The organism is Actinomyces gaoshouyii (genome assembly GCF_002076915.1).
GTDB classification, from domain to species: Bacteria; Actinomycetota; Actinomycetes; order Actinomycetales; family Actinomycetaceae; genus Actinomyces; species Actinomyces gaoshouyii.
Genome location: NZ_CP020468.1, coordinates 1,754,784 through 1,781,669, shown reverse-complemented (window position 1 = coordinate 1,781,669; position 26,886 = coordinate 1,754,784). Strand labels below are relative to the sequence as shown.

Here is a 26,886-nt window from a genome sequence, read left to right as displayed (position 1 = left end):
CTGAGGGGGCGCCGCGGGGCTCAGGCGGTGCGGCGGATCTCGACGCGCGCGTAGCCGTCCTCGGCCTCGAGCAGCTCATGGGCGAAGGAGCCGTCGAGCTGGTCGATCTGGGCCAGCAGCGGGGTGGGCACGTGCGGGGCGAGGAGGTCGAAGGACTCGCCGACCGCCAGGCTCGACGCCGCTCCCAGGACGGCGGCGTGGCGCAGGCGATGGGGGATCGCGCGGGCGTCGAGGGAGAGGCGCTCGTCGCCGCATCCGCAGCCGCATTCGCAACCGCCGGACTTCTTCTCCTCGATCGGCAGGAGGCTCGGGTTCTCGCTCATGTGGTGCTCCTTGGGACGCGTGGGCCGATGGGCCCGAGGGGCCATGCGGCGGCCGAATGGCTGTGATCGGCGGCCTGACGGCCACCGGGTGAGCAGGACCGCTGCTGCGGGCATTGCTCGCCTCCTCACGATTTTAATACGGTAGGACCTGTGATTAAAATCCTGGGCCGGGGCGAGCGGAGCCGCCCCGAGAGGGCGGACGGGGCAGAGAGTGCCCGGACCCCCGGGCTCGCTCCCCGCCTCCTCGCCCTGGCCATGGCCGGCGCCTGTCTGCTCACCGGCCTCGACGCCGCCCTCCTCAGGCTCAGCCTCCCCGCGCCGGTCACCGACGCGGGGCTCGCCCCGGGATCCCTCGCCTCCCTCCACGGCCCTCTCATGCTCGTGGGCTTCCTCGGCACGGTCATCTCCCTGGAGCGGGCCGTTGCCGCCAGGACATCCTGGGCCTTCCTGGCCCCGGCCGGGCTGGCCCTCGGATCGCTCCTCGGCCCAGCCGGCGCGCCGCAGACTGCCGGCCGCCTGATCATGCTCGCCGGGGCACTCGCCCTGGGCGCCATCTACATCGCCGTCCACCGCCGCGCCCCCTCAGTGGCCGGTGACGTCGAGGCCCTGGGCGCCATCGCCCTCATCCTCGGGATCCTGCTGTGGGCCGCAGGCGCCCCCATCGAGGACTGCGTCCCCCTGTGGCTCCTCCTCCCCACGCTCACGATCGTCGGCGAGCGTCTCGAGCTCGCCCGCGTCGCCTTCCTCGACGGCGTCGTCGAGACGGTCGTGGCGGCGCTGTCCGCCACCGCCCTGCTGGGAGCCTGCCTCCACCCCGCCGGGGACTGGGCCGCGATCATCATCGGCCCCGCGCTGCTCGGGCTGGCCGTGACCATGGCCTACCACGACGTGGCGCGCCGTACGATCCGCTCCCGGGGCCGGGCCGCCGGCGCCGTCCGCTTCTCCGCCGCCTCCATGCTCGCCGGCTACCTCTGGGTCGCGGTCGCCGGAGCGGTCTGGACCATCCGGGACCTGGAGGGCAACGCCTACGAGATCATCATCCACTGCCTCTGCCTGGGCTTCGCCTTCTCCATGATCCTGGCCCACGCCCCCACGATCATCCCCGCCATCGTCCACCGGAAACTGCCCCACCACCCCCTCATGTGGTTGCCGTTCGCCCTCCTCCATGGCGGCCTGGCGCTGCGGGTGGGCGCGCTCGCGGTCGGGGCCCTGGGACCATGGCAGGTCGGCGGCGTGGCGGGGATCATCGGGATCCTCGCCTTCATGCTCATCGCCGTCACCCGGGCGGTCTCCTCGGGCAGGATCGGGAGCCGCCCATGATGCCGTCGATCCCCATGCCCGGCCCCTCCGGCCGTGCTCCCGGCAGGCCGTCCCCCCGCCCCGGGCGTGCGGGCGGAGCCGGGGGAAGGCGCGCGGGCCGACGCGCCGCCCAGACGCGCCGCAATGGCGTCGTCCTGGCCTGGCTCGCCGCGGCGGTCGCGGTGACGGTGGGCGTCCTCGCCGGCCCGCTGGCCACCTGGGGGGCGTGGCTGCCCCTGCACATCCTGCTGCTGGGCGGCATCGGCTCGGCGATCACCACCTGGTCGGCCCACTTCGCCGACACCCTCCTCCACCGGCCCGCCTGGGGCGGCGCCGCGCTCCTCGACGCCCGGCTCGCCGCCCACGGCCTCGGCGCCATCGCCGTGCTCACCGGCATCACCGCGGGCCTGGACCGGCTCGCCCTGGCCGGTGCCGCAGTGGTCATCGCCCAGGCTCTGCTGGGCGTGGCGGCGATCATCGTCCAGCGCCGCCGCGCCGTCGCGCCTCGGATGGGGGCGCTCGCCCTCCACTACGCCGTCGCCCTCGTCGCCCTGGCCACGGGCGCCCTCCTCGGCTGGCTCACCAGCTGGGCGGGGGAGCGCGGCGGAGGCGGCAGTGCGGTCGGAGCAGTCGGCTCGCGCCTGGTCGACGCCCTCTACATCGCCCATACGACGACGATGCTCCTGGGCTTCGTGGGCATCACGGTGCTGGGCACCCTCACCGTCCTGTGGCCCACGATGCTGCGCACCCGCATGGAGCCCGACGCCCCGCGCCGGGCGGTCCGGGGACTGCCGGTCCTCGTGGTGGGGACCGCGCTCGTCGCCGGCAGCGGCACATGGGCGCCGCTCGGGGCGCTCGGGGTGGCGATCTACCTGCTGGGCGCCGCGAGCGTCCTCGGCCCCGCACTGCGCACCGCCCGGCGCGTGCCCCCGAACTCCTACGCCACTGCCTCCACTGCGGCCGCTATCTGCTGGTTCATCGCCGGCGTCGTCCTGCTCGGCAGTGGGATCGTGGAGGCCCTGGCCGACGGTGCGCAAGGCGCCGGTGCAGCCTCCCAGGCCGCCGCCGTGCGCCAGGCGATCCACGCCCTGCGCCTCCCCCTGGCCGCGGGCTTCGCCCTCCAGGTGCTGATCGGGGCCCTGTCCTATCTCACGCCCGTCATGCTCGGCGGTGGTCCCGCCGCCACGCGCGCCACCAACGCCATCCTCGATCGCGCCGCCTCCTACCGCGTCACCGCCGCCAACGCCGGGCTGCTCATCGCCCTCGCCCCCGTCCTGACGACGCCGATGCGCCTGTCCGGGGCCCTGCTGGCGGGCGCGCTCGCGGCCGCTGTGCCGGTGGGCATGGCGCGATGCGCGCTCGAGCTGCGGCCCCATGGCACCAGTGATCCGGCCCGCGGCCCCCATCGCTCCAGCCGCGCCCATCCCATCCCCTCACGACCCGCGTCCGCGGGCGCCCCCACCACCGGAGAGCACCATGACCGATGTCCCTGAGAAGCCGAGCGCTCCCAGCGCTCCCGGAGCCACCAGTGCCCCCGGTGCGCCGAGTGCCCCCGGCGCCTCCAAGGCCGCGGGCGCCCTTCCCGCTCGCGCCCTCGACCGGCGCGGGGCGCTCCTCGGCGTGGCCACCGCTGGCGCGGCCGCCGTCGTCGGCACGGCGATCCACGCGTGGGACGGCGCCTCCCAGGGCGGCGCCACCGGTTCCGCACGCACCACCGAGGTCACGGTCACCGTCGAGGGAATGCGCTTTGTGCCCGACACGATCGACGTTGCCGGCGGGAACCGGCTCGTCATCACTCTGGAGAACACCGGCGACCAGGTCCATGACCTCGTCCTGGCCGGCGGCGCCACCACCGGGCGCGTTGCGGCGGGCGCCAGCGCACGGGTCGACGCCGGTGTCATCACCGGGCCCGTCGAGGGCTGGTGCTCCATCGCCGGGCACCGCGCCCAGGGCATGGTCCTGCGCATCACCGCCGACGGGCAGGCGACGGGCACGGCCCAGTCGAGCCAGGCGGCCACCGGCCACGGCGCGCACGGCTCGGCGTCAGATGGCCCGAGCGCCACCCCGAACCTCGAGGCGCCCCTGCCCGACGGCTTCACCCCCTTCGACGCCGTCCTCGCTCCCGCGCCCGCAGGGACCGTTCACCAGCACACCTTCACCGTCACCGAGGTGCCCGGTGCCTACGTGGGCGCGGGCGTCACCCAGACCCGCTGGACCTTCAACGGCACGGCCCCCGGCCCCGTTCTACGCGGCAAGGTGGGGGACGCATTCGAGATCACGCTGGTCAACAACGGCTCCATGAGCCATTCCATCGACTTCCACGCCGGGATCGTCTCCCCGGACGCGGTCATGCGCTCCATCAATCCCGGGGAGTCGCTCGTCTACTCCTTCACCGCCGAGCACGCCGGCATCTGGCTGTACCACTGCTCGACGGCGCCCATGAGCGTCCACCTGGCCTCCGGTATGCACGGCGCCGTCATCATCGATCCCGACGGGCTCGATGCCGTGGACCGCGAGTATGTCCTCATCCAATCCGAGATCTACTTGGGGCCCGAGGGCGGGCAGGCCGACGCCGCGAAGGTGTCGGCCAAGACCCCGGATCTCATGTGCTTCAACGGGGTCGCCTTCCAGTACGCCCTCCAGCCCCTCCAGGCCCGGGCGGGGGAGCGGGTGCGCTTCTGGGTGATGGACGCGGGCCCCTCCCTGCCCACCTCCTTCCACGTGGTGGGCCTCCAGTTCGACACGGTGTTCTTCGAGGGGGCCTACCAGCTGGGCGGCCCCGACGGCGTCGGCCGCTCCTGGAGGGGCGGCTCGCAGGCACTCGGCCTCCAGCCGGCGCAGGGCGGCTTCGTGGAGGCCGTGGTGCCGGCGGCCGGTAGCTATGCGGTGGTGACGCACGCCTTCGCGGATATGGAGAAGGGCGCCAAGGCGATCCTCAAGACGAGCGACTAGACGACGGCCCGGGCAGGCTCCCGGTGGGCGGCCGGTCCCTCATCCACGGGTCTTGCGCGGGGGCGGTCTCGGGGAGCCCCGGGGGATCAGTCCTCGAAACGGGCGTGGCAGCCGTCGTCGAGCAGGGGGTAGACGGCGAGCAGGGGGCGGTCCCCGTGGTCGGGCTCCTCCTCGGGCAGCGCCGGCAGCAGGCCCTGCCGCCGGGCGACGGCGTTGAGGAATCCCTCGTGCATCACGCAGACCAGCGGGTGGGGCGCGCGGGACCGGGTGACGAGCGGGCAGGCCTTGAGGACGACCTTCTCGCCCTCGATCTGCGGGGCGAAGCCCATGAGGGCGAGGTCGGGGAGGAGCGCGGCGAGCCGGTCCGAGACGCTGGCGCCCGGCGGCAGGGACTCGTTGCCGGCCGGCGCGGGGCTCATCTCGGCCCAGCGGCGCCCGACGCGCAGGGCGATGCTCTGGGCCTCCGGACCGGTTCCGAAGGTTTCGACGATGGCATCGAGGAGGGTGAGATAGGAGTCGATGACGATCATCGGGTCGGGGGAGACCGCCGTGTACAGCAGCGCGGGCCGGCCCCTCCTGCCCGTGGGACGCGTCGAGGCCGTCACGAAGCCCGCCTCCACGAGCGCGTCGAGGTGCTCGCGGACCGTGTTGTGGTGGAGCTCGAGTCGGTCGGCCAGTTCGGCGGCGGTCAGGGGGGCGGTGGAGGCCTCGACGAGCTCGAGGACCCGGCGGCGCGCCACGGTGAGGTCGGCTCGGGCAGACAGATCCGACCAAGTGGGACGGGGCAGGAGCTCAGCCGTGGGATCAGGAGCGGCTGGTGCCGCTGGCGAGTCGGGCATGGGGGAAGCCTATGACTTGCCGCAGGTCGGAACACAGTCTCCAAGGTCCCGGAAGTGCCGCTGTCACGGGGCTTCATCATTCGGCTTTGGAGCGGGCCTCGCGAGTCATGGCTCGGTACGGGGCCAGGGGCGGATGGGCATCGATCGCCGGGAGGGCTCGTCGGCGGGTGAGGAGATCGTCGTGCTCGCCTCAGCGCTCATCTCGACACCGGCCTGGCGGGGTCCCCGGCCAGGCGGGAGGGGACCAGGAGACGGCGGAAGGAGTCGACCCTGGCCGGGCGCGTCCCCGGTCCGGCCCCGTACTGATGCGCCCCATGCGTCGGGGCCCGGCCGTCGTCGGCCTCCCCGGGGGCGCGTCCGGCGGCCCAGTCGTCGATGGCGCAGTCGATGGCGCCGGTCTCGTGGGTGCAGCCGCGGGGGCAGTCCTCGGCCACGGCGGCCAGGTCGGGGAAGCCGCGCAGGACGTCGGCGCTGGAGACATGCGAGACGCCGAAGGAGCGCACCCCGGGGGTGTCGATGACCCAGCCGCTGCCGGGCAGCTCGAGGGCCTGCAGGTTCGTGGATGTGTGCCGGCCCCGGCCGGTGACCTCGTTGACGCGCCCGGTGGCGCGGTGCGCTCCGGGCACGAGGGCGTTGATGAGAGTCGATTTGCCGACACCCGAGTGGCCGACGAACACAGCGGTCCGCCCTTCGATGGCCTCGCGCACGGCGTCCACGCCCTCTCCGGCGCAGGAGGCCTCGGCGCGCGAGGCCGCATCGAGGCTGGTGGGTAGGGAGCGCACGCCGAGGGGCTCGTAGAGGGCGAGCAGTGCCGAGGCGTCGGCGAGATCGGATTTCGTCAGGACGAGAAGGGGCTCCATACCGGCGTCGTAGGCCGCCACGAGGTAGCGGTCGATCATACGGGGGCGCGGCTCGGGGTCGGCCGCCGCGGTGACGATGACGAGTATGTCCGCGTTGGCGACGATGGGACGCTCGGTGCCGACGGCGTCGCCGTCGTCGGCGCTGCGGCGCAGGAGCGTGCGGCGCTCCTCGATGCGCACCAGACGGGCGAGGGTGCCGTCGCGGCCGCTGAGATCCCCGACGACGGCCACTCGGTCCCCGACGACGATTTTCCCCCGCCCGAGCTCGCGGGCCTTCATAGCGGTGATATCGCCCGCGGCGTCGAGTGTGGGGGAGGGGTCGGCCAGGCGGATGCGGTAATGGCCCCGGTCGATGCGGGTGACCATGCCCTCGGCGGCGTCGGCATGGGCCGGGCGCTGCTTGGTGCGCGGCCGCGATCCCCGTCCCGGGCGCACGTGGACGCGGGGGTCGTCGGTGCCGATGTCGCGGCGGGCCATCAGCGCGCCTCCCGCCCGGGGGCGGCCGGTGGGGCGCCGGCGAGCATCCGCTCCCACAGCCCGATGAAGCCCGGGAGGGTCTTGGAGGTGCAGGCGACGTCGTCGAGCCGCACCCCGGGGACGACCAGCCCGATGATCGCAGCGAAGGTCGCCATGCGGTGGTCCGCGTAGGAGTGGAGCAGGGCCGGGCGCAGCCGGGCTCCGGCGGTCATGGCGCCGACCTCGATGCCGTCCGCGGTCTCGCGGGCCGGGGCGCCGAGCCTGCGGGCCTCGGCGACGATCGCGGTGAGTCGGTCCGTCTCATGCCCGCGCAGGTGCGCGATGCCCCTCAGCCGTGAGGCGCGGCCCTGGGCGGAGGCGAGGACGGCCAGGGCCGCGACGGTGGGCGCGAGCTCACCGACGGCGGAGAGATCGGCGTCGATACCCGCCAGTTCCCCGGTGCCGGCGGCCTCGAGGGCGGGGGCGCCGTTCGAGTCCCGGATGAGCCGGGTGGTCCCGCCGAGCCGGGGCAGGAGACTCCGCCAGGCGTCGCCGGCCTGGGTGGTGCGGGCCGGCCAGTGGGGCACGCTCACGCTCCCGCCCGCCACGAGAGCGGCGGCGAGGAAGGGACCGGCGTTGGACAGGTCCGGCTCGATGGTGATCCTGGCGCCCGCGGGCCGACCGGGCGCCACCGCCCAGGTGCGCTCGCCCTCGGGAATGCCTGCGGCGGGCTCTTCGACTCGTACTCCCCGCTCCCGCAGCGAGGCCACGGTCATGGCCGCATGCGGCAGGGAGGGCACGTGCCCCGTCGGGGTGATCCGCGCGCCGCCGGGCAGCAGGGGGGCGGCGAGCAGGAGCGCGGAGAGGAACTGGGAGGAGGCGGTCGAGTCGATGGCGAGGTCCCGGGGCCCGGTCCCCGCTCCCACCACCGCGTTGTCCGGGGCCCCCGGGGTGATGAGGACGGGAAGGAAGCCGGGCGCGGCCAGGTAGTCGACTCGCGCTCCGAGGGCGGAGACGGTGTCGAGCAGTGGTCTGAGCGGGCGGGATCGGGCGGCCTTGTCGCCGTCGAGGAGGACGGGGGCGTCGGCGAGCGCGGCCAGCGGCGCGATGAAGCGCATGACGGTGCCCGCCAGACCGCAGTCGATGCGCGCGGGGGCGCTGGCGGTCGCCTCGGATGTCGGGCGCGCGGACCGGCTGACGGGGAACGGGATCGGCGCCGGGGTGACGCGCAGGCGCGTGGGGGAGCCGTCCTCCTCGAAGCGCGCGCCGAGCGTGGTCAGGGCGGCGATCATGAGATCGGTGTCGCGAGCGCGCAGGACGCCGGCCAGCGTGCTGGGCCCGGCCGCGGTGGCTGCCAGCACGAGCGCCCGCGCGGTCAGCGACTTCGAGCCCGGCAGCTCCACGACGGCGTTGAGCGGCCCCATGGCGCGCGGCGCGGCCCAGGCGGGGGCGTCGGTCGGCTCGTCATGCACGAGGCAGACTCTACGGCGACTCCATGGGGATGTCGGTGAGGCGGATGGGCCGCCCGCCGCTCGGGTCACCGCCCCCAATGCCGCACTCGCCCGCTCAGCCACCCACCACCCGCCTCGATCCTCGCCAGCGGGTGGGGAATCCCCCTTCGCGGTGGGGCAGTATGCGCGACTGTGGCGGGAATCGCAAGATCGAGTCCTGTCTCGATGTGGAAGGCGAAAAACCCGCCGTGTACGCTAGCGCTTTGCGTCCAGTATGCGTGCTGTCCTCGATGGCCCCCTCGGACGGCGCGGTCAGGGCCTGCCACGAGCCCTGCCATGATCAGCCCATGATCAGCGTCGTTCTGGGGGAGAGTCGGTGCCGGCCACGCCGTCGGACGCGAGAGTGATCCCCGGACTGAGGGAAGGATCCCCACTTGGCTGCCTCGCGCACCTCTGCACCCACTGCCGCTGACATCGCCGCGCGCACCGCGTCACGGCGCATCAACTTCGCGAAGATCCCCGAGCCCTTGCAGGCTCCCAACCTCCTCGCCCTGCAGACCGAGTCCTTCGACTGGCTCGTCGGCAACGAGAAGTGGCGCGCCCGCGTCAACGCCGCCAACGCCGCCCGCCCCGGCTCCCTGCCCGAGACCTCGGGCCTGGAGGAGATCTTCGACGAGATCTCCCCGATCGAGGACTTCGGCGAGACCATGGCGCTGTCGTTCCACGATCACCGCTTCGAGGAGCCCAAGTACACCGCTGAGGAGTGCCAGGAGAAGGACCTGACCTACTCCGCCCCCCTGTACGTGGTGGCCGACTTCGAGAACTTCTCCACCGGCGAGATCAAGTCCCAGACCGTCTTCATGGGCGACTTCCCCCTCATGACGGACAAGGGCACCTTCATCGTCAACGGCTCCGAGCGCGTCGTCGTCTCCCAGCTCGTGCGCTCCCCGGGGGTCTACTTCGAGCGCACCACCGAGAAGACCACTGACAAGTACGTCTACAACGTCAAGTTCATCCCCTCGCGCGGCGCCTGGCTGGAGTTCGAGATCGACAAGTCGGACCGCGTCGCCGTGCGCATCGACCGCAAGCGCAAGCAGGACATCACCGTCTTCCTGCTCGCCCTGGGCATGGACGAGGCGGAGATCCGCAAGGAGTTCGCCGACTACCCCGCGTTGACCGTCGCCCTGGACGAGGACCGCAAGATCATCACCCAGGACGAGGCCCTGCTCGACATCTACAAGAAGATCCGCCCCGGCGAGCCGCCGAGCGTCGAGGCCGGCCGCACCCTCATCGAGAACTTCTACTTCAACCCCAAGCGCTACGACTTGGCCAAGGTCGGCCGCTACAAGATCAACAAGAAGCTGGGCCTGGACGCGGAGCTGACCGACTCGGTGCTGCGCATCGAGGACATCACCGCTGCGATCAAGTACCTGCTCGCCCTGCACGCCGGCGCCGAGACGATCGAGGGTCTGCGCGGTGGCGAGATCGTGGACATGCCGGTGGAGTACGACGACATCGACCACCTCGGCAACCGCCGCATCCGCGCCGTCGGAGAGCTCATCCAGGCGCAGGTGCGCACCGGTATGAGCCGCATGGAACGCCAGGTGCGCGAGCGCATGACCACCCAGGACGTCGAGGCCATCACGCCGAACACCCTCATCAATATCCGGCCCGTGACGGCCGCGATCAAGGAGTTCTTCGGGACCTCCCAGCTGAGCCAGTTCATGGACCAGAACAACCCCCTGGCCGGCATGACGCACAAGCGCCGCCTGTCCGCCCTCGGCCCCGGGGGCCTGTCCCGCGAGCGCGCCTCCATGGAGGTCCGCGACGTCCACGCCTCGCACTACGGGCGCATGTGCCCCATCGAGTCCCCCGAGGGCCCGAACATCGGCCTCATCGGCTCACTGGCGACCTTCGCCCGCATCAACCCCTTCGGCTTCATCGAGACCCCGTACCGAGTGGTCAAGGACGGCCTGGTCACCGACGAGACCCACTACCTGACCGCCGACGACGAGGACCGCCACGTCATCGCCCAGGCCAATGTGGAGCTCACGGCGGAGGGGCGCTTCGCCGAGGACCACGTCCTGTGCCGCGTCACCGGCGGCGAGCCCGCCCTGGTTCCCGCGGACCAGGTGGACCTCATGGACATCTCCGCGCGCCAGATGGTCTCCGTGGGCACCTCGCTCATCCCCTTCCTGGAGCACGACGACGCCAACCGCGCCCTCATGGGCGCCAACATGCAGCGCCAGGCCGTGCCGCTCATCCGCCCCGACGCCCCCCTCGTGGGCACGGGCATGGAGCGCCGCACCGCCGTCGACGCCGGGGATGTCCTCGTGGCCTCCAAGGCGGGCGTCGTCACCGAGGTCTGCGCGGACTTCGTGCGCGTGGCCAACGACGACGGCACCGAGACGGTCTACAAGGTCGCCAAGTTCCTGCGCTCCAACCAGGGCAACTGCTACAACCAGCGCGTCGTGGCCTCCGAGGGCGAGCGCGTGGAGGAGGGCACCGTCCTGGCCGACGGCCCCGCCACCGCCGAGGGCGACCTCGCCCTGGGCCAGAACCTCCTGGTGGCCTTCATGACCTGGGAGGGCCTCAACTTCGAGGACGCCATCATCCTGTCCCAGCGGGTCGTCTCCGAGGACATCCTGACCTCCATCCACATCGAGGAGCACGAGGTCGACGCCCGGGACACCAAGCTGGGCGCCGAGGAGATCACCCGGGACATCCCCAACGTCTCCGAGGAGACCCTGGCCAACCTCGACGAGCGCGGCATCATCCGCATCGGTGCCGAGGTCCGCAGCGGTGACATTCTCGTCGGCAAGGTCACCCCCAAGGGGGAGACCGAGCTGACCAGCGAGGAGCGCCTCCTGCGCGCCATCTTCGGTGAGAAGGCCCGCGAGGTGCGCGACACCTCCCTGCGCGTCCCCCACGGCGAGTACGGCATCGTCACCGGCGTGCGCGAGTTCGACGCCGCCAGCGAGGACGCCGAGCTTCCCGCCGGCGTCAACCGCATGGTGCGCGTCTACATCGCCCAGCGCCGCAAGATCACCGTCGGCGACAAGCTCTCGGGCCGCCACGGCAACAAGGGCGTCATCTCCAAGATCCTCCCCGTGGAGGACATGCCCTTCCTCGCCGACGGCACCCCCGTCGATGTCATCCTCAACCCCCTGGGCGTGCCCAGCCGCATGAACATCGGCCAGGTCCTCGAGCTCCACCTGGGCTGGGTGGCCTCCCGCGGATGGGACGCCACGGCGGCCCGCGAGGCGGGGGAGGAGTGGGCCCTGCGCCTGCCGGATAACGGCGTGACCGCCGGGCCGCGCACCCCCGTGGCCACACCGGTCTTCGACGGCGTGCGCGACGACGAGCTCATGGGTCTGCTGGACTCCACCATCCCGGGCGCCGACGGCGAGCAGCTCGTCGCCCCCAATGGCAAGGCCCGGCTCTTCGACGGCCGCTCCGGCGAGGCCTTCCCGTACCCGGTCTCGGTCGGCTACATGTACATCCTCAAGCTCCACCACCTCGTGGATGACAAGATCCACGCCCGCTCCACGGGTCCGTACTCGATGATCACGCAGCAGCCGCTGGGCGGTAAGGCCCAGTTCGGCGGTCAGCGCTTCGGGGAGATGGAGGTGTGGGCCATGGAGGCGTACGGCGCCGCCCACGCCCTCCAGGAGCTGCTCACCGTCAAGTCCGACGACGTCGTGGGCCGGGTCAAGGTCTACGAAGCCATCGTCAAGGGTGAGGACATCCCCGAGCCCGGCATCCCCGAGTCCTTCAAGGTGCTCATGAAGGAGATGCAGTCCCTGTGCCTGAACGTCGAGGCACTGGACGCCGAGGGCAATGTCATCGGCCTGGACGACGCCGACGACGACGGCCGCCGCGCCTCCGAGGAGCTCGGCTTCGACCTGGGCCGCCGCCCGGGCGGGGCCATGGCCTCCACCATCGACGAGATCTGACCCATCGGAAGTAGGAACTGTGCTCGACGCCAACGTCTTCGATCGCATCCAGCTCGGACTGGCCACCGCGGAGGACATCAAGTCCTGGTCGCACGGTGAGGTCAAGAAGCCCGAGACCATCAACTACCGCACGCTCAAGCCGGAGAAGGACGGCCTGTTCGGCGAGCAGATCTTCGGCCCCACCAGGGACTGGGAGTGCGCCTGCGGCAAGTACAAGCGCGTGCGCTACAAGGGCATCGTCTGCGAGCGCTGCGGTGTGGAGGTCACCCGCTCTAAGGTGCGCCGCGAGCGGATGGCCCACATCAAGCTGGCCGCCCCCGTCACCCACATCTGGTACTTCAAGGGCGTTCCCTCGCGCCTGGGGTACCTGCTCAACCTCGCCCCCAAGGACCTGGAGAAGGTCATCTACTTCGCGGCCTACATGGTGACCGAGGTCGATGAGGAGGGCCGCCACGACGACCTGCCCTCCCTGCGCTCCGAGTTCGAGGTGAAGAAGAAGCACGTCGAGCAGGCCGGCGAGGCCGATGTCGAGGCCCGCCAGCGCCGCCTGGAAGAGGATTTGGCCGCCGCCGAGGCGGAGGGTGCCGAGGCCTCCCAGCGCGACAAGCTCCGCAAGGCCGCCGAGCGCGAGATGGGCGCCATGCGCCGCAAGAACCAGCGGACGCTGGAGCACATGGACAAGGTCTGGGATCGCTTCGTGGGCCTCAAAGTCGGGGACCTCGAGGGCGATGAGGTCCTCTACCGCGACATGCAGGCGGACTACGGCATCTACTTCAAGGGGGCCATGGGCGCCCAGGCCATTCAGGATCGCCTGCGCGGCTTCGACCTGGAGGCGGAGGCCGAGGCCCTGTCCGAGGTGGTCGCCTCCGGTGCCGGGCAGCGCAAGACCCGCGCCATCAAGCGCCTCAAGGTCATCAACGCCTTCCGCATGACCGGCACCAAGCCGGAGTCGATGGTCCTGGACAACATCCCGGTCATCCCGCCGGACCTGCGCCCCATGGTGCAGCTCGACGGTGGCCGCTTCGCCACCTCGGACCTCAATGACCTCTACCGCCGCGTCATCAACCGCAACAACCGCCTCAAGCGGCTCATGGACTTGGGCGCCCCGACGATCATCGTCAACAACGAGAAGCGCATGCTCCAGGATGCCGTCGACGCCCTCTTCGACAACGGCCGCCGCGGCCGTCCCGTCTCCGGCGTGGGCAATCGCCCGCTGAAGTCCCTGTCCGACATGCTCAAGGGCAAGCAGGGCCGCTTCCGCCAGAACCTCCTGGGCAAGCGCGTGGACTACTCGGGCCGCTCCGTCATCGTGGTGGGCCCCCAGCTCAAGCTCCACCAGTGCGGCCTGCCCAGCCAGATGGCCCTGGAGCTGTTCAAGCCCTTCGTCATGAAGCGGCTCGTCGAGCTCAAGGAGGCCCAGAACGTCAAGGCCGCCAAGCGGATGGTGGAGCGCGCCAACCCGAAGGTCTGGGACGTCCTGGCCGAGGTCATCCGCGAGCACCCCGTGCTGCTCAACCGCGCCCCCACCCTCCACCGCCTGGGCATCCAGGCCTTCGAGCCCCAGCTCATCGAGGGCAAGGCCATCCAGCTGCACCCGCTCGTGTGCGGCGCCTTCAACGCGGACTTCGACGGCGACCAGATGGCGGTCCACCTGCCGCTGGGCGCCGAGGCCTCCGCAGAGGCCCGCATCCTCATGCTCTCGTCCAACAACATCCTCAAGCCCTCCGACGGGCGCCCCGTGACCATGCCCAGCCAGGACATGATCATCGGCACCTACTACCTCACCCAGGAGCCCGACCCGGCCGTCGAGGTCGCCAAGGACGCCGACGGCGAGGAGATCGTCCCGGCCTTCTCCTCCTTCGCGGAGGCGGTCATGGCGCACGATTTCGGCAAGCTCGATGTCAACGCCACCTGCGATATCCGCTTCACCGAGGGGATCGTCGCCCCCGAGGGGTGGCAGGCCCCCGAGGGCTGGAGCGAGGGCGACCCGATCACCCTGCGCACCTCGTTGGGCCGGGCCCTGTTCAACACGGCGCTGCCCGAGGCCTTCCCCTACGTGAACTACACAGTGGACAAGAAGGCCCTGGGCAATATCGTCAACACCCTGGCCGAGTCCTTCCCGCGCGTGGACGTGGCCGCCTCCCTCGACATGCTCAAGTCGAACGGCTTCTACTGGTCCACCTGGTCCGGCATCACGGTCGCCTTCGCCGACGTCGTCTCCCCGCAGGCCAAGGCGGAGATCCTGGCCCGCCACGAGGCCGAGGCCGCCCAGATCGAGGAGCAGTTCGACCTCGGCGCGCTGACCGAGGAGGACCGCTACTCCTCGCTCATCGACATCTGGACCAAGGCCACGGCCGAGGTCGCCGAGGCCATGCGCGAGAACTTCCCGCACCGCAACACCGTCTACCAGATGGTGGTCTCCGGGGCGCGAGGCAACTGGGACCAGATCCGTCAGCTCGCCGGCATGCGCGGCCTGGTGGCGGACCCGAAGCAGCGCCTCATCGACCGCCCCATCAAGTCGAACTACCGCGAGGGCCTGAGCGTCCTGGAGTACTTCATCGCCACGCACGGCGCCCGCAAGGGCCTGGCGGACACCGCTCTGCGGACCGCCGACTCCGGCTACCTCACCCGCCGCCTCGTCGACGTGTCCCAGGACGTCATCGTGCGCGAGGACGACTGCGGCACCCGCAAGGGCCTCGCCAAGCGCCTTTTCACCTGGAAGGACGCCGACGGCGAGCGCTTCAAGGACGTCTCGGAGATCCTCGACACCACGGTCATCGGCACCACCGCGGCCCGGGACGTCGTCGATGCCGAGGGCAATGTCATCATTCCCGCCGGTGCTGACATCGGCACCGCCGAGGCCAACGCCGCGATCGAGGCCGGCATCGAAGAGGTCACGGTCCGTTCTGTGCTGACCTGCGACTCCGCCGTCGGCACCTGCGCTGCCTGCTACGGCCGCTCCCTGGCCACCGGCAAGCGCGTGGACATCGGCGAGGCCGTGGGCATCATCGCCGCCCAGTCCATCGGCGAGCCCGGCACGCAGCTGACGATGCGCACCTTCCACACCGGTGGCGCCGCCGGCGCCGCGGACATCACGCAGGGCCTTCCCCGCGTGCAGGAGCTCTTCGAGGCCCGCACCCCCAAGGGCGAGGCCGTCGTGGCCGAGGCCGCGGGCACGCTGGCCATCGAGCAGGACGCCGACGGCAAGCGCCTGATCATCAAGCGCGACGATGGCGAGGAGGACCTCGTGGTCCCCGTCTCCTCGCGCCGCCGCCTCCTGGTGGTCGACGGCCAGCACCTCGAGCCCGGCCAGGCTCTCACCGAGGGCCCGGTGGACCCCAAGAAGATCCTGCGCCTGCGCAGCGTCGGCGCCACCCAGCGCCACCTCGTGGACGAGGTCCAGGAGGTCTACCGCTCCCAGGGCGTGGACATCCACTCCAAGCACATCGAGGTCATCGTGCGCCAGATGCTGCGTCGCGTGACCGTGCTCGACCCGGGCGATACCACGCTCCTGCAGGGCGACCTCGTGGACGTCATGACCTACCGCTCGGAGAACCGCCGCGTCGTGGCCGAGGGCGGTAAGACCGCCTCCGGGCGCACCGAACTCATGGGCATCACCAAGGCCTCCCTGGCCACGGACTCCTGGCTGAGCGCCGCCTCCTTCCAGGAGACCACGCGCGTGCTCACCGAGGCCGCCATGAACGGCAAGTCCGACCCGCTGGTGGGGCTGAAGGAGAACGTCATCCTGGGCAAGCTCATCCCCGCCGGCACGGGCCTGGCCCGCTACTCGGACATCGAGGTGGAGCCCACCGAGGAGACGAGGGCGGAGGTCTTCTCCCGCACCGGCTTCTCCGAGGACATGTTCGGCGTGGGGGAGAGTATCGCGCTGGACGACTTCTCCTTCGGCGGCGACTTCCGCGCGGATTTCTCCGACGATTTCCGCACGGGTTTCAACAGCCAGGACGTGGAGTTCTGACCGCCCCCAGGGCGCGGAGAGCTCTTTGAGCCGGGCCTGAGCCCGGAGCGCGAACGATGGCCGTGGGCCGGCCCACGGCCATCGTTCGCGCTCCGGGCGATCAGTTGTTGTGGTGCTTCACCTGGTCATTCATCATTGAGTCCAATTCGTGGCCTGGCGGGGCGGCGTCTGCCGCAGTCGGCGCCCGCGAGTGTGCGAGAATCCTTTGCGAACGGAGGCATCCTGTGAGTCGGTCCGCATCTCCCTGAACAAGGCGGGCCTGGCGCGCGGGGCGCCTCGGGAGTGGGTCTGAGCTCCAGCGGAGCCCTCTCGTCCCTAGCCTCCTCTCGCACGTGACCCGAACAGGAACCCAGCCATGCCCATCACCCAGGAGAACGCGACCTGGTTCGCCGAGACCTTCGGCAAGATGGTCGACAACGTCGGCCAGGCCCTCCTGGGCAAGGAGGATGTCATCCGCCTCGCCCTGACCACGATGCTCGCCGAGGGCCACCTCCTCCTGGAGGACGCCCCGGGAACGGGCAAGACGGCCTTGGCCCGCGCTATCGCGGCCACCGTTCAGGGCACCCACTCGCGCATCCAGTTCACCCCCGATCTCCTTCCCAGCGACATCACGGGCGTGACCGTCTACGACCAGAAGACCGGCTCCTGGGACTTCCACCCCGGGCCCGTCTTCTCCTCCATCGTCCTGGCCGATGAGATCAACCGCGCCTCGCCCAAGACGCAGTCCGCCCTCCTGGAGGTCATGGAGGAGTCGCATGTGACGGTCGACGGCGTCCGCCACGACGCGGGCCGGCCCTTCATGGTCATCGCCACCCAGAACCCCGTGGAGCAGGCGGGCACCTACCGCCTCCCGGAGGCCCAGCTCGACCGCTTCCTCATGAAGACCTCGGTGGGATACCCGGACCGCTCGGCGCTCACCCAGGTGCTGGCCGGCTCCGCCCGCCCTGACCGCTCCCAGGAGATCTCCGCGGTCATCTCCTCCTCCGCCGTCGCCTCCATGTCCGATCTGGCCTCGGAGAACCATGTGGAGCCCGCCGTCCTGGACTACATCGGCGCGCTCATCGAGGCGACCCGTGAGGACTCCTCCACTCGCTTGGGGGTATCCACTCGTGGCGCTATCGCCATGACCCGGGCGATCCGCGTGTGGGCCGCGTCCCAGGGGCGCGCCTACGTCCTGCCCGACGACGTCAAGGCCCTCGCGGAGGTCGTGTGGGCGCACCGCCTCGTCATGGATCCCGACGCCGAGTTCGCCGGGGCCACGGCCACGCAGGTCATCACGGCCGCCGTGGAGAAGGTGCCGGCGCCCACCGCCCGCATGTGAGGCCGTGACGGGCCGAAGGCCGCCCGCACCCTCCGGGCCGCGCCAGTGCGGAGGGCGAGATATCCCACGTCCCTGCTCCACCTCATCCCTTCGTGGGGGAAACGCGAGTGGCCGGTTCTCGCTACGCTCGGATCACGGATCGGCGAAGACTCCCGTCATCCATCCAGGACGACGTCGGCTTGCCGCATCCGAATCCGTGCCCGCGAGGCGCGGTTGACTCTGCAATCTGCGCCCCAGTCACTGACTGGGCGACGCCGATCAGGATGGACGTGACTATGACCCTCCCCAGCATCAGCGGTCCCGGGCTGCTTCCGCCGCATCTCTCAAGCGCCCCGCCCGCGCGGCTCTCAGCGCGGTTCATCGCATTCCTGCTCGACAACATCCTCACGGGACTGCTCGGTCTCGTCATGGGCGCGGCCGTCGGGGCCGGCATCATGGCCGCCGACGCGACCGGGGGAGTGATCGGGGGTGTGGTCGGCGGGATCCCCGTCCTGTGGGCGCTCATCAAGTACTGGCTCCTCGCGCTGATGAGGAAGGGGGCCACGCCCGGCATGCGCATCGCCGGCGTGACCTGGGTCCGATGGTCCTACCCCGATTACCCCGGCTGGCAGGGCCTGCTCAAGAAGATCATCCAGTCGCTCATCGGCTGCACCGTGGTGGGGCCCGTCATCGTCTACCTCTTCACCCGCGACGAGTACAACCGCTTCTGGTTCGACCGGGTCACTGACATCTACGCCGCCGACGCCAAGAATGCCTCCCTGCCCTGGGGTCAGGAGCCCATCGCGGTGGCCCCCGCCTACAACGACGCCGGATCGCCCCTGGCCATGGGGCAGGTCGATTGGCAGGGCGCTTCCGCCCCGGCGACCGACGGCGCCCCGTGCCCCCCTGCCACCGAGCCGGGGCCGGCCCTCGCACCGGCGCCCGACGCCGCCGAGATGCTCGCCCCCCTCCAGGCGCAGACCACCTACATCGATCAGGACTCGGCCCGCGCCGTCTTCGAGGGCGCCCAGGGCCAGGTCGACGCCCCATCCGCCCCTCCCCGGGGCGCTCACGCGGCTCCGCACCCCCAGGTTCCTTCGGCCTCCCAGGCGCCGTCGGCCCCGGCGGCCCCCTCCGGCGCCGGCTGGCTCTCCGCTCTTCAGTCCGCTCAGCCGCAGGCGCCCCAGACCGGCCCTGAGGGCATTCCCGCCTCAGGCGGTTGGCAGCCCGGCGGGTGGGACCGGGGCCCCGCCGTCCCCGAGACCGCCCAACCCTTCCAGCCGGGATACGCCCCGGCGGACGAGCTCGCGCAGGCCTATCGGACCGGCCAGCAGCTCCCGCAGGCACCGCAGCAGCCTTACCAGGTCCCCGGCCAGGCCTACCAGGTCCCCGGTGCGGCGGAGCCCGCGCAGCCCCTCCAGCAGCCCGGCTACCAGCAGCCGGCCTCCTACCAGTCGCCGTTCCCGCAGGCCCAGCAGGGCATGCCCGCCCAGGGGGTCGAGCCCGCCGGAAAGGCGCCGTTCCAGGCTCCGCAGGCCGGCGCCCCGGCGCCCCAGGCCCCGAGCACCGGTGCCTACGAGGCCCAGGCCGCCGGCGCCGCGGCCACCGTCGTCTTCGACCGCTCCTCTGCCCAGCAGGCCGGGATCGGCGCGCCCTCGCTCCGCCTCGCGCTCGACACCGGCCAGGTGGTCCAGCTCGGCCGGACTTCCCTCATCGGTCGCGCCCCCGTGGCCGCGGGACCCTGGGCGCAGGCCCAGCCGGTGCCCGTGGACGACCCCGCCTTCTCCATCTCCAAGACGCACGCCGTCATCACCTACGACGGCGGCCGCCTCGTCATCCAGGACCTCCAGTCCACCAACGGCACGGTCGTCGTGGCGCCCAACGGCGCCGCCACCCAGGCGCTACCCGGGATGATGGTCCCCGTGCCCATCGGCGCCACGATCCGGCTGGGCGAGCGCACGGCGCGAGTGGAAGCCTGAGATGTCGCGAGCAGGCGAGTCGGGGGCGAGCGCCGACGAGATCCTCCTGGAGCATGGCGCCACCACCGATACCGGCCTCACCCGCAGCCGCAACGAGGACTCCTACCTCGCCGACCATTTCCTCATTCCCGCGCGGGTCGGCGATCGACTCATCGTGTGCACTGACGGCATCAGTGGTGAGATAGATGACGATTCCCCTGCAGAGGCCATTCGCCGAGGCCAGGGACCCCAGGAGACGGCGGATGCGCTGATCGCCACTGCCCTGGGGACTGGTGGCAAGGACAATGCGACAGTTATTGTCAGTTATTGTCATTGACGTTACCCACGCTCCGCCCGCTGCGCCGGACGCAGCGACGGACGTGGACAGCTCGACGATTCCGTCGACGAAGCACGACACGCTGCCCCGAGCGCGGGAGCAGCACAGCAACAAGGAGAACCCCGCATGAGGCACGCGCAGAGCATCCCTGGCCATGCCGCCGCCCTCCACATCCCTGGATTGACCCGCACCGCCATCTGCGACCGCGGCCTTGCTGCCGTCGCCTCCGCTCCCGGCGGTCAGGCCTCCGTCGAGGACGTCCCCCGGCTCTGGGCCTCGATGCTCGACGGTGCCCCCCTCATCGATCTCCTTCACGGGCTCATGGACACCCATGGCGGGAGCGTCTTCGACCTGCCCGAGTTCGTCGTCGCCGTCCTGGAGGACGGCGAGCTGACCGCGGCCGTGCGCGGCAGTCTCAAGCTCATCGTCGACACTGACGAGGGCATGCGAACGATCTCCGCCCCCGAGGTGCTTGCCTGGGAGGAGGTCCGCTTGCGCGGCGTGCGCGGCATCGGCCTGGACCTCACCGACTCCGGCTCCGCGGACACCGCCCCGCTGCCGGTGGCCTCCGGCGTTGTCGCGGCATCCTACGTCGCCCTGGGCTCGCTGGCCGAGGGATCTCGGAAGTCGTCGAGCTCGGAGACCCCGTCCTCCGACGACGAGGAGGCTGGACCAGCGGGTTCCGCTGGTACCACTGACGACTCCGATTCTTCCGCCGCCACTGAGACGGGCGCCGCTGAGCCCACGGCCGATGCCGAGGCCGCTCAGGGCCGCGGCCGCAGCGGCCGCCGCGCCGCCGCTCAGGCCGCGCCGATCGCCTCGGCTGCCGCCGCTGAGCCCTCGCAGGCCGACCTCGCCGAGATCGACGCGATCGTGGGGATCCCCTCCCGGGCCGCCGCCACGGGACCCATCCCGGTCGAGGATGCCGCCGCTGAGCCCGACGCCGGTGACGGCGCGGGCGCCGAGAAGCACGCGGACCCGCAGCTCGCCCTGGTGGATGCGCCCTCGGTGAAGTCCCCGGTGCTCTCCGTCATCGGAGCGCCCGAGGACGCCGTCATCAGCCGGTGGCAGGCCGAGCGCCGATCCGGTGCCGACGGCGGGGCGGGCGCTGCTGCCGGGCAGGCGCGGTCCGATGCCGTCGAGCCCATCAGCGCCGACGACGTCCCCGCCGTCAACGACCTGTCCGAGCTCACTCGTGCCGCGAAGAGGCTCGAGGCCTACGCGGAGGCCGAGATCGCCGCCACCGCGGAGCCCACGCCGGTCCTGCCGATCCCCGTCCAGGCCGACGGGGCCCTCGGCGCTGCGGGGGCGGTTGCCAGCGGGACCGTCGGAGAGAAGGCCTCCGAGGTTTGGTCGCATGACGGGCAGACGCTCACCAACATGCCCGCAGCGGGGTCGCCGGGCGGGGAGGGCCCCGTCGCCGAGAGCTCGTCGCAGGCGGTTCGCGCCGTCGCGGCGACGGACTCCCCGTCGCCCGCCCCCGCGGGGGAGGACGAGCCCGCCCCGGAGAACGCCGTCAAGGTCCTCGCCGCGTTCTGCGCCGAGGGGCACCCGAACCCGATCCATGCCCCGCACTGCCGGGTGTGCGGCGGGGCGCTGACCAGCCGCACAGGGCATGTCAACCGGCCCGTGCTCGGCACGCTGCACGCCTCCGACGGCACCGCCCTGCCCATCGACGGGGACATCATCATCGGGCGCGTGCCCAAGTCGGACGCCCCGGAGGGCGAGCCGCAGCCGCGCCTCATGGCGGTTATCAGCCCTTCGAAGGCGATCTCCAAGTCGCACTGCGCGGTGAGGCTGGATGACTGGGATCTGAGCGTCGAGGACCTGGGATCCACGAACGGCACGATCCTCATGCGGCCCTCCGAGCCCCCGCGCCGCCTCACCCAGCACCAGCGGGCGCTGCTGCGCACGGGCGACGTCATCGACCTGGGGGACGGCGTCTCGGTTCTCGTCGAGGCCTGATCCCGCCATGGGCGCGGCGCGCGGGGACACCCCGCTCTGGGCGCCGCCGGAGCGGCAGCTCGGTGCGCAGCCGCTGGCGCCGTCGGCCGGCGTCTAAGCGCTCGGTGCTCTCGAGGCAGTGCTCGTCCGCGCCCTGCGCCTCGGCCTTGCCGAGCGCTATCTGCCCCAGCCGCGGACCTCCGTTGCCTCATCGCCGAGACCGGTCGAAAACGGCACCGAAACCGGTCCGCTGTCCCCAGGGGCGGCGGCGCTTGTTCCGTTTTGGTCGGGCTGTGGATACGCGACCGGTTTCGATCGTGATATCGACCGGTCTCGCTCATAAGCGGAGGGGCGGTGATGGTGCGGGGAGGCGTGGCGAGGATCATGTGCCGGCGGGAGCCGCTGGCCTGGCCCGGCCGGCGCCGCCCGAGTACTGTGTTCCCCGGTGCCCGCATGCGGGCTCCGATCTCCATTCCGTTCCCAGCGGGCGGGTACGGCGCGAATCGCGTCTTCCCTTCGCCACGCGGGTCTGCCGCGGCGGGAACCGACGGGTCCTCCCCGTGCCCCAGTGGCCGGAGGGCTCCGGGCGTCCGAGGGCCGTGCCCCGGGCGGGCCGGCCTCGCCAGTTGGCGGTGCGCGTCGTCGCGAACTGGGGGGCGGGGCCGGTGAGGGCAGCAGCACTGTCAGCATGCACTCAAGATGGAGAATCCGTAGTGCCTACGATTCAGCAGTTGGTCCGCAAGGGCCGCTCGACCAAGCGCTCCGCGTCCAAGACGCCCGCGCTGAAGGCCAGCCCGCAGCGTCGTGGTGTGTGCACCCGCGTGTACACCACGACCCCCAAGAAGCCGAACTCCGCCCTCCGGAAGGTCGCGCGCGTGCGCCTGTCCTCCGGCATCGAGGTCACGGCCTACATCCCCGGCGAGGGGCACAACCTCCAGGAGCACTCGATCGTGCTCGTCCGCGGTGGTCGTGTGAAGGACCTTCCCGGTGTCCGCTACCACATCGTGCGCGGCGCTCTCGACACCCAGGGTGTCAAGAACCGCCAGCAGGCACGCTCCAAGTACGGCGCCAAGAAGGAGAAGAAGTAATGCCTCGTAAGGGCCCCGCCCCGAAGCGCCCGCTCGTCGTCGACCCCGTCTACGGCTCCCCGGTCGTCACTCAGCTCGTCAACCGCGTCCTCCTCGACGGCAAGAAGTCGACGGCGGAGCGCATCGTCTACGGCGCTCTCGAGGGCGTCCGCGCCAAGACGGACCAGGACCCGGTCTCCGTGCTCAAGCGCGCGCTGGACAACATCCGCCCGGCCCTCGAGGTCCGCTCCCGCCGCGTCGGTGGTGCGACCTACCAGGTCCCGGTCGAGGTGCGCCCCAACCGCGCCACCACGCTGGCCCTGCGCTGGCTGGTCGACTTCTCCCGGCAGCGCCGCGAGAACACCATGACCGAGCGCCTCATGAACGAGATCCTCGACGCCTCCAACGGCCTCGGCGCCGCGGTCAAGCGCCGCGAGGACATGCACCGCATGGCCGAGTCCAACAAGGCCTTCGCGCACTACCGCTGGTAAAGCCCATCGTCGGCCGGGGCGGGGCCCGGCGGCGCCCGCCGCTCGCGGGAGCCAGTCCCGCAGGATCCCGCTCGCGGGCCACCGGACCCGCCCCGGCCGACGCGAATCCACAGATCTCTCGAACGAAGGACACCACACGTGGCACTCGACGTGCTGACCGACCTCACCAAGGTCCGCAACATCGGCATCATGGCCCATATCGATGCCGGCAAGACGACCGTGACGGAGCGCATCCTCTTCTACACGGGCATCAACTACAAGATCGGCGAGACCCACGACGGCGCCTCGACGATGGACTGGATGGAGCAGGAGCAGGAGCGCGGCATCACCATCACCTCCGCCGCCACCACCTGCTTCTGGAAGAAGAACCAGATCAACATCATCGACACCCCCGGCCACGTGGACTTCACGGTCGAGGTCGAGCGCTCCCTGCGCGTGCTCGACGGCGCCGTCGCGGTCTTCGACGGCAAGGAGGGCGTGGAGCCCCAGTCCGAGACGGTGTGGCGCCAGGCGGACAAGTACAACGTCCCGCGCGTGTGCTACATCAACAAGATGGACAAGCTGGGCGCGAACTTCGACTTCTCCGTCCAGACCATCCGGGACCGCCTCCACGCCACCCCGATCGTCATCAACTTCCCCATCGGTGCCGAGAGCGAGTTCTCCGGCCTCGTCGACGTCCTGGAGATGCGGGCTATCCGCTTCCCCGAGAAGGATGCCGATGGCAAGGAGACCCGCGGCTCCGTCGTCGAGTACGAGGAGATTCCCGCTGACCTCGTGTCCAAGGCCGAGGAGCTCCGCGCCGAACTCGTCGAGACGGTCGCCGAGGCCGACGACGCCCTCATGGAGAAGTACCTGGAGGGCGAGGAGCTCAGCGTCGCCGAGCTCAAGTCCGGCATCCGCAAGCTGACCATCGCCGGCAAGGCCTTCCCGGTCCTGGCCGGCTCGGCCTTCAAGAACAAGGGCATCCAGCCCGTTCTCGACGCCGTGCTGGACTACCTGCCCTCCCCGCTGGACGTCCCGGCGGTCGAGGGCCACAAGCCCGGCAATGAGGACGAGGCCGACACCCGTCCGGCCGACGCCAAGGCCGATTTCTCCGCTCTGGCCTTCAAGGTCGCCACGCACCCCTTCTACGGCAAGCTCGTGTACGTTCGCGTCTACTCCGGCAAGGTCGCGCAGGGCGAGCAGGTGCTCAACGCCACCAAGGGCAAGAAGGAGCGCATCGGCAAGCTCTTCCAGATGCACTCCAACAAGGAGAACCCGGTGGAGGTGGCCTCCGCGGGCCACATCTACGCGTTCATCGGCCTCAAGGACGTCACCACCGGTGACACCCTCTCGTCGCAGAGCGCCCCGATCATCCTGGAGTCCATGACCTTCCCGGACCCGGTCATCCACGTGGCCATCGAGCCCAAGACCAAGGGCGACCAGGAGAAGCTGGGCGTGGCCATCCAGAAGCTGAGCGAGGAGGACCCGACCTTCACCGTCCGCCTGGACGAGGAGACCGGCCAGACCGTCATCGGCGGCATGGGCGAGCTGCACCTGGACGTCTTCGTGGACCGCATGCGCCGCGAGTTCAAGGTGGAGGCGAATGTCGGCAACCCGATGGTCGCCTACCGCGAGACCATCCGCAAGAAGGTGGACAAGGTCGAGTACACCCACAAGAAGCAGACGGGTGGCTCCGGCCAGTTCGCCAAGGTGCAGATGTCCTTCGAGCCCCTGGAGGCCGTCGAGGCCGCCGAGGGCGAGGAGAAGGTCCACTACGAGTTCGTCAACTCCGTCACCGGTGGCCGCGTGCCGCGCGAGTACATCCCCAGCGTCGACGCCGGCGTCCAGGACGCCATGCTCACCGGCGTTCTCGCCGGCTACCCGATGGTGGACATCAAGGCGACCCTCATCGACGGCGCCTACCACGAAGTCGACTCCTCCGAGATGGCCTTCAAGATCGCCGGCTCCATGGCATTCAAGGAGGGCGCGAAGAAGGCCAGCCCGGTCATCCTCGAGCCCATCATGGCCGTCGAGGTCCGTACCCCCGAGGAGTACATGGGCGATGTCATCGGCGACCTCAACTCCCGCCGCGGCATGATCCAGTCCATGGAGGACGCCGTCGGCGTGAAGGTGGTGCGCGCCAACGTGCCGCTGAGCGAGATGTTCGGCTACGTCGGCGACCTGCGGTCCAAGACCCAGGGCCGCGCGGTCTACTCCATGACCTTCGACTCCTACGCCGAGGTCCCGCGCAACGTGCAGGAGGAGATTGTCGCCAAGGCGAAGGGCGCCTGAGTCCGCCGGTCCCGCGCGGGGCCCATGAACCCGGGGGCCGGACTGATCCGGCCCGGTCCCCGGGACCGCTCGGGCCGTTCGGCGCCGAGCCCGCATTCCAGTAAGATTTCCAACAACCATCCTGTAGTGGCTCTGGCAGGGGGACCGGCTAGCATGTGCTAGTCGAATCCCGACGAAGAGCACTACCCGAGTCCCAGGAGGACACCAGTGGCCAAGGCCAAGTTCGAGCGGACCAAGCCGCACGTCAACATCGGAACGATCGGTCACGTCGACCACGGCAAGACGACGCTGACCGCAGCGATCTCCAAGGTTCTGCACGACGAGTACCCGGACCTCAACCCCTTCACCCCCTTCGACGAGATCGACAAGGCCCCCGAGGAGCGCCAGCGCGGTATCACGATCAACATCGCGCACGTCGAGTACGAGACCGACAAGCGCCACTACGCGCACGTCGACGCCCCCGGCCACGCCGACTACATCAAGAACATGATCACCGGTGCCGCCCAGATGGATGGCGCGATCCTCGTGGTCGCCGCCACCGACGGCCCGATGGCCCAGACCCGCGAGCACGTCCTGCTCGCCCGCCAGGTCGGCGTCCCCGCCCTCCTCGTCGCCCTCAACAAGGCCGACATGGTTGAGGACGAGGAGCTCCTCGACCTGGTCGAGATGGAGGTCCGCGAGCTGCTGTCCTCCCAGGACTACGACGGCGACAACGCCCCCGTGGTCCGCGTCTCCGCGCTCAAGGCCCTTGAGGGCGACGCCGAGTGGGCCGCCAAGATCAAGGAGCTCATGGACGAGGTCGACTCCTTCATCCCGACCCCCGAGCGCGACATGGACAAGCCGTTCCTCATGCCCATCGAGGACGTCTTCACCATCACCGGTCGCGGCACCGTCGTCACCGGCCGTGTCGAGCGCGGCAAGCTGCCGATCAACTCCGAGGTCGAGATCCTCGGTATCCGCGAGGCCCAGAAGACCACGGTCACCGGTATCGAGATGTTCCACAAGCAGATGGACGAGGCCTGGGCCGGCGAGAACTGCGGTCTGCTCCTGCGCGGCACCAAGCGCGAGGATGTCGAGCGCGGCCAGGTGGTCTGCAAGCCCGGCTCCATCACCCCGCACACCCAGTTCGAGGGCCACGTCTACATCCTCACCAAGGACGAGGGCGGCCGCCACAACCCCTTCTACTCGAACTACCGTCCGCAGTTCTACTTCCGGACCACGGACGTCACCGGCGTCATCACGCTGCCCGAGGGCACCGAGATGGTCATGCCCGGCGACACCACCGAGATGAGCGTTGAGCTCATCCAGCCCATCGCCATGGAGGAGGGCCTCGGCTTCGCCATCCGTGAGGGTGGCCGCACCGTCGGCTCCGGCCGCGTCACCAAGATCATCAAGTGATGATC

Annotated in this window: 17 protein-coding genes; 13 read left to right on the top strand and 4 right to left on the bottom strand. The window is 70.9% G+C overall.

Annotation, left to right across the window (positions count from 1 at the left end; genetic code table 11):
• Positions 1–20: 20 nt before the first annotated feature.
• Complete coding sequence (locus B6G06_RS07345; RefSeq protein ID WP_080461961.1) at positions 21–323, bottom strand: DUF2249 domain-containing protein; 303 nt, start codon at positions 321–323, stop codon at positions 21–23.
• A gap of 150 nt (positions 324–473) precedes the next feature.
• Here B6G06_RS07345 and B6G06_RS07340 point away from each other — a divergent pair, with 150 nt between their 5' ends.
• Genes B6G06_RS07340 through B6G06_RS07330 form a run of 3 tightly spaced genes read left to right on the top strand, consistent with a single transcriptional unit; the run spans position 474 to position 4,574 of the window.
• The gene (locus B6G06_RS07340) at positions 474–1,643 is read left to right on the top strand and encodes a hypothetical protein (protein ID WP_420807189.1); all 1,170 of its coding nucleotides are present in this window, start codon (positions 474–476) and stop codon (positions 1,641–1,643) included.
• On the top strand, positions 1,640–3,115 hold the full coding sequence (locus B6G06_RS07335) for a hypothetical protein (protein WP_240494037.1): 1,476 nt from the start codon (positions 1,640–1,642) through the stop codon (positions 3,113–3,115). Before B6G06_RS07340 ends, B6G06_RS07335 begins: the two co-directional genes overlap by 4 nt.
• Entirely contained in the window at positions 3,099–4,574 is a 1,476-nt protein-coding gene (locus tag B6G06_RS07330; RefSeq protein ID WP_081171761.1) for a multicopper oxidase domain-containing protein, read from the top strand. Before B6G06_RS07335 ends, B6G06_RS07330 begins: the two co-directional genes overlap by 17 nt.
• Positions 4,575–4,660: 86 nt before the next feature.
• On the opposite strand, the gene B6G06_RS07325 is transcribed toward B6G06_RS07330, so the two are convergent.
• The 3 genes from B6G06_RS07325 to aroA form a co-directional block, all read right to left on the bottom strand.
• Positions 4,661–5,413, bottom strand: a complete 753-nt coding sequence (locus B6G06_RS07325; RefSeq protein ID WP_080461959.1) for a helix-turn-helix transcriptional regulator — start codon at positions 5,411–5,413, stop codon at positions 4,661–4,663.
• 197 nt (positions 5,414–5,610) lie between these two features.
• Entirely contained in the window at positions 5,611–6,750 is a 1,140-nt protein-coding gene (rsgA, locus tag B6G06_RS07320; RefSeq protein WP_081172271.1) for a ribosome small subunit-dependent GTPase A, read from the bottom strand.
• Positions 6,750–8,201 (bottom strand): 3-phosphoshikimate 1-carboxyvinyltransferase, encoded by a 1,452-nt coding sequence (gene aroA, locus B6G06_RS07315; protein WP_420807188.1) that lies wholly within the window; start codon positions 8,199–8,201, stop codon positions 6,750–6,752. The genes rsgA and aroA overlap by 1 nt, the downstream gene beginning before the upstream one ends.
• Positions 8,202–8,614: 413 nt before the next feature.
• Between aroA and rpoB the strand changes: the two genes are divergently transcribed.
• The 10 genes from rpoB (at position 8,615) to tuf (ending at position 26,881) form a co-directional block, all read left to right on the top strand.
• Complete coding sequence (gene rpoB / locus B6G06_RS07310; protein WP_080461957.1) at positions 8,615–12,136, top strand: DNA-directed RNA polymerase subunit beta; 3,522 nt, start codon at positions 8,615–8,617, stop codon at positions 12,134–12,136.
• Positions 12,137–12,155: 19 nt separating this feature from the next.
• Complete coding sequence (locus B6G06_RS07305; RefSeq protein WP_081171759.1) at positions 12,156–16,112, top strand: DNA-directed RNA polymerase subunit beta'; 3,957 nt, start codon at positions 12,156–12,158, stop codon at positions 16,110–16,112.
• Between the two features lie 355 nt (positions 16,113–16,467).
• A complete protein-coding gene (locus B6G06_RS07300) occupies positions 16,468–17,433 on the top strand; it encodes an AAA family ATPase (RefSeq protein ID WP_080461955.1) in 966 nt (321 codons plus the stop codon).
• Between the two features lie 275 nt (positions 17,434–17,708).
• A complete protein-coding gene (locus B6G06_RS07295) occupies positions 17,709–19,391 on the top strand; it encodes an RDD family protein (RefSeq protein ID WP_240494130.1) in 1,683 nt (560 codons plus the stop codon).
• Between the two features lies 1 nt (position 19,392).
• Positions 19,393–19,707 carry a PP2C family protein-serine/threonine phosphatase gene (locus B6G06_RS07290; protein WP_080461953.1) on the top strand — a complete coding sequence of 105 codons (315 nt, stop codon included), beginning with the start codon at positions 19,393–19,395 and terminating at the stop codon, positions 19,705–19,707.
• 126 nt (positions 19,708–19,833) lie between these two features.
• Positions 19,834–21,672, top strand: a complete 1,839-nt coding sequence (locus B6G06_RS07285) for an FHA domain-containing protein (protein WP_081171755.1) — start codon at positions 19,834–19,836, stop codon at positions 21,670–21,672.
• 692 nt (positions 21,673–22,364) lie between these two features.
• On the top strand, positions 22,365–22,739 hold the full coding sequence (gene rpsL, locus B6G06_RS07280; protein WP_017177329.1) for a 30S ribosomal protein S12: 375 nt from the start codon (positions 22,365–22,367) through the stop codon (positions 22,737–22,739).
• Positions 22,739–23,209, top strand: coding sequence for a 30S ribosomal protein S7 (gene rpsG, locus B6G06_RS07275; protein ID WP_006548368.1), 471 nt, complete (start codon positions 22,739–22,741; stop codon positions 23,207–23,209). The genes rpsL and rpsG overlap by 1 nt, the downstream gene beginning before the upstream one ends.
• 138 nt (positions 23,210–23,347) lie before the next feature.
• Positions 23,348–25,483 carry an elongation factor G gene (fusA, locus tag B6G06_RS07270; RefSeq protein WP_081171753.1) on the top strand — a complete coding sequence of 712 codons (2,136 nt, stop codon included), beginning with the start codon at positions 23,348–23,350 and terminating at the stop codon, positions 25,481–25,483.
• Positions 25,484–25,690: 207 nt separating this feature from the next.
• The gene (gene tuf, locus B6G06_RS07265) at positions 25,691–26,881 is read left to right on the top strand and encodes an elongation factor Tu (protein ID WP_080461950.1); all 1,191 of its coding nucleotides are present in this window, start codon (positions 25,691–25,693) and stop codon (positions 26,879–26,881) included.
• The last annotated feature ends 5 nt before the right edge of the window (positions 26,882–26,886 follow it).

Excerpts from the sequence above, each read along its gene's own strand:
- B6G06_RS07285 (WP_081171755.1), top strand. The coding sequence starts at position 19,834 with ATGAGGCACGCGCAGAGCATCCCTGGCCATGCCGCCGCCCTCCACATC.
- B6G06_RS07290 (WP_080461953.1), top strand. The coding sequence starts at position 19,393 with ATGTCGCGAGCAGGCGAGTCGGGGGCGAGCGCCGACGAGATCCTCCTG.
- B6G06_RS07295 (WP_240494130.1), top strand. The coding sequence starts at position 17,709 with ATGACCCTCCCCAGCATCAGCGGTCCCGGGCTGCTTCCGCCGCATCTC.
- rsgA (WP_081172271.1), bottom strand. The coding sequence starts at position 6,750 with ATGGCCCGCCGCGACATCGGCACCGACGACCCCCGCGTCCACGTGCGC.
- B6G06_RS07335 (WP_240494037.1), top strand. The coding sequence starts at position 1,640 with ATGATGCCGTCGATCCCCATGCCCGGCCCCTCCGGCCGTGCTCCCGGC.
- B6G06_RS07330 (WP_081171761.1), top strand. The coding sequence starts at position 3,099 with ATGACCGATGTCCCTGAGAAGCCGAGCGCTCCCAGCGCTCCCGGAGCC.
- rpsG (WP_006548368.1), top strand. The coding sequence starts at position 22,739 with ATGCCTCGTAAGGGCCCCGCCCCGAAGCGCCCGCTCGTCGTCGACCCC.
- B6G06_RS07345 (WP_080461961.1), bottom strand. The coding sequence starts at position 323 with ATGAGCGAGAACCCGAGCCTCCTGCCGATCGAGGAGAAGAAGTCCGGC.
- B6G06_RS07325 (WP_080461959.1), bottom strand. The coding sequence starts at position 5,413 with ATGCCCGACTCGCCAGCGGCACCAGCCGCTCCTGATCCCACGGCTGAG.
- B6G06_RS07300 (WP_080461955.1), top strand. The coding sequence starts at position 16,468 with ATGCCCATCACCCAGGAGAACGCGACCTGGTTCGCCGAGACCTTCGGC.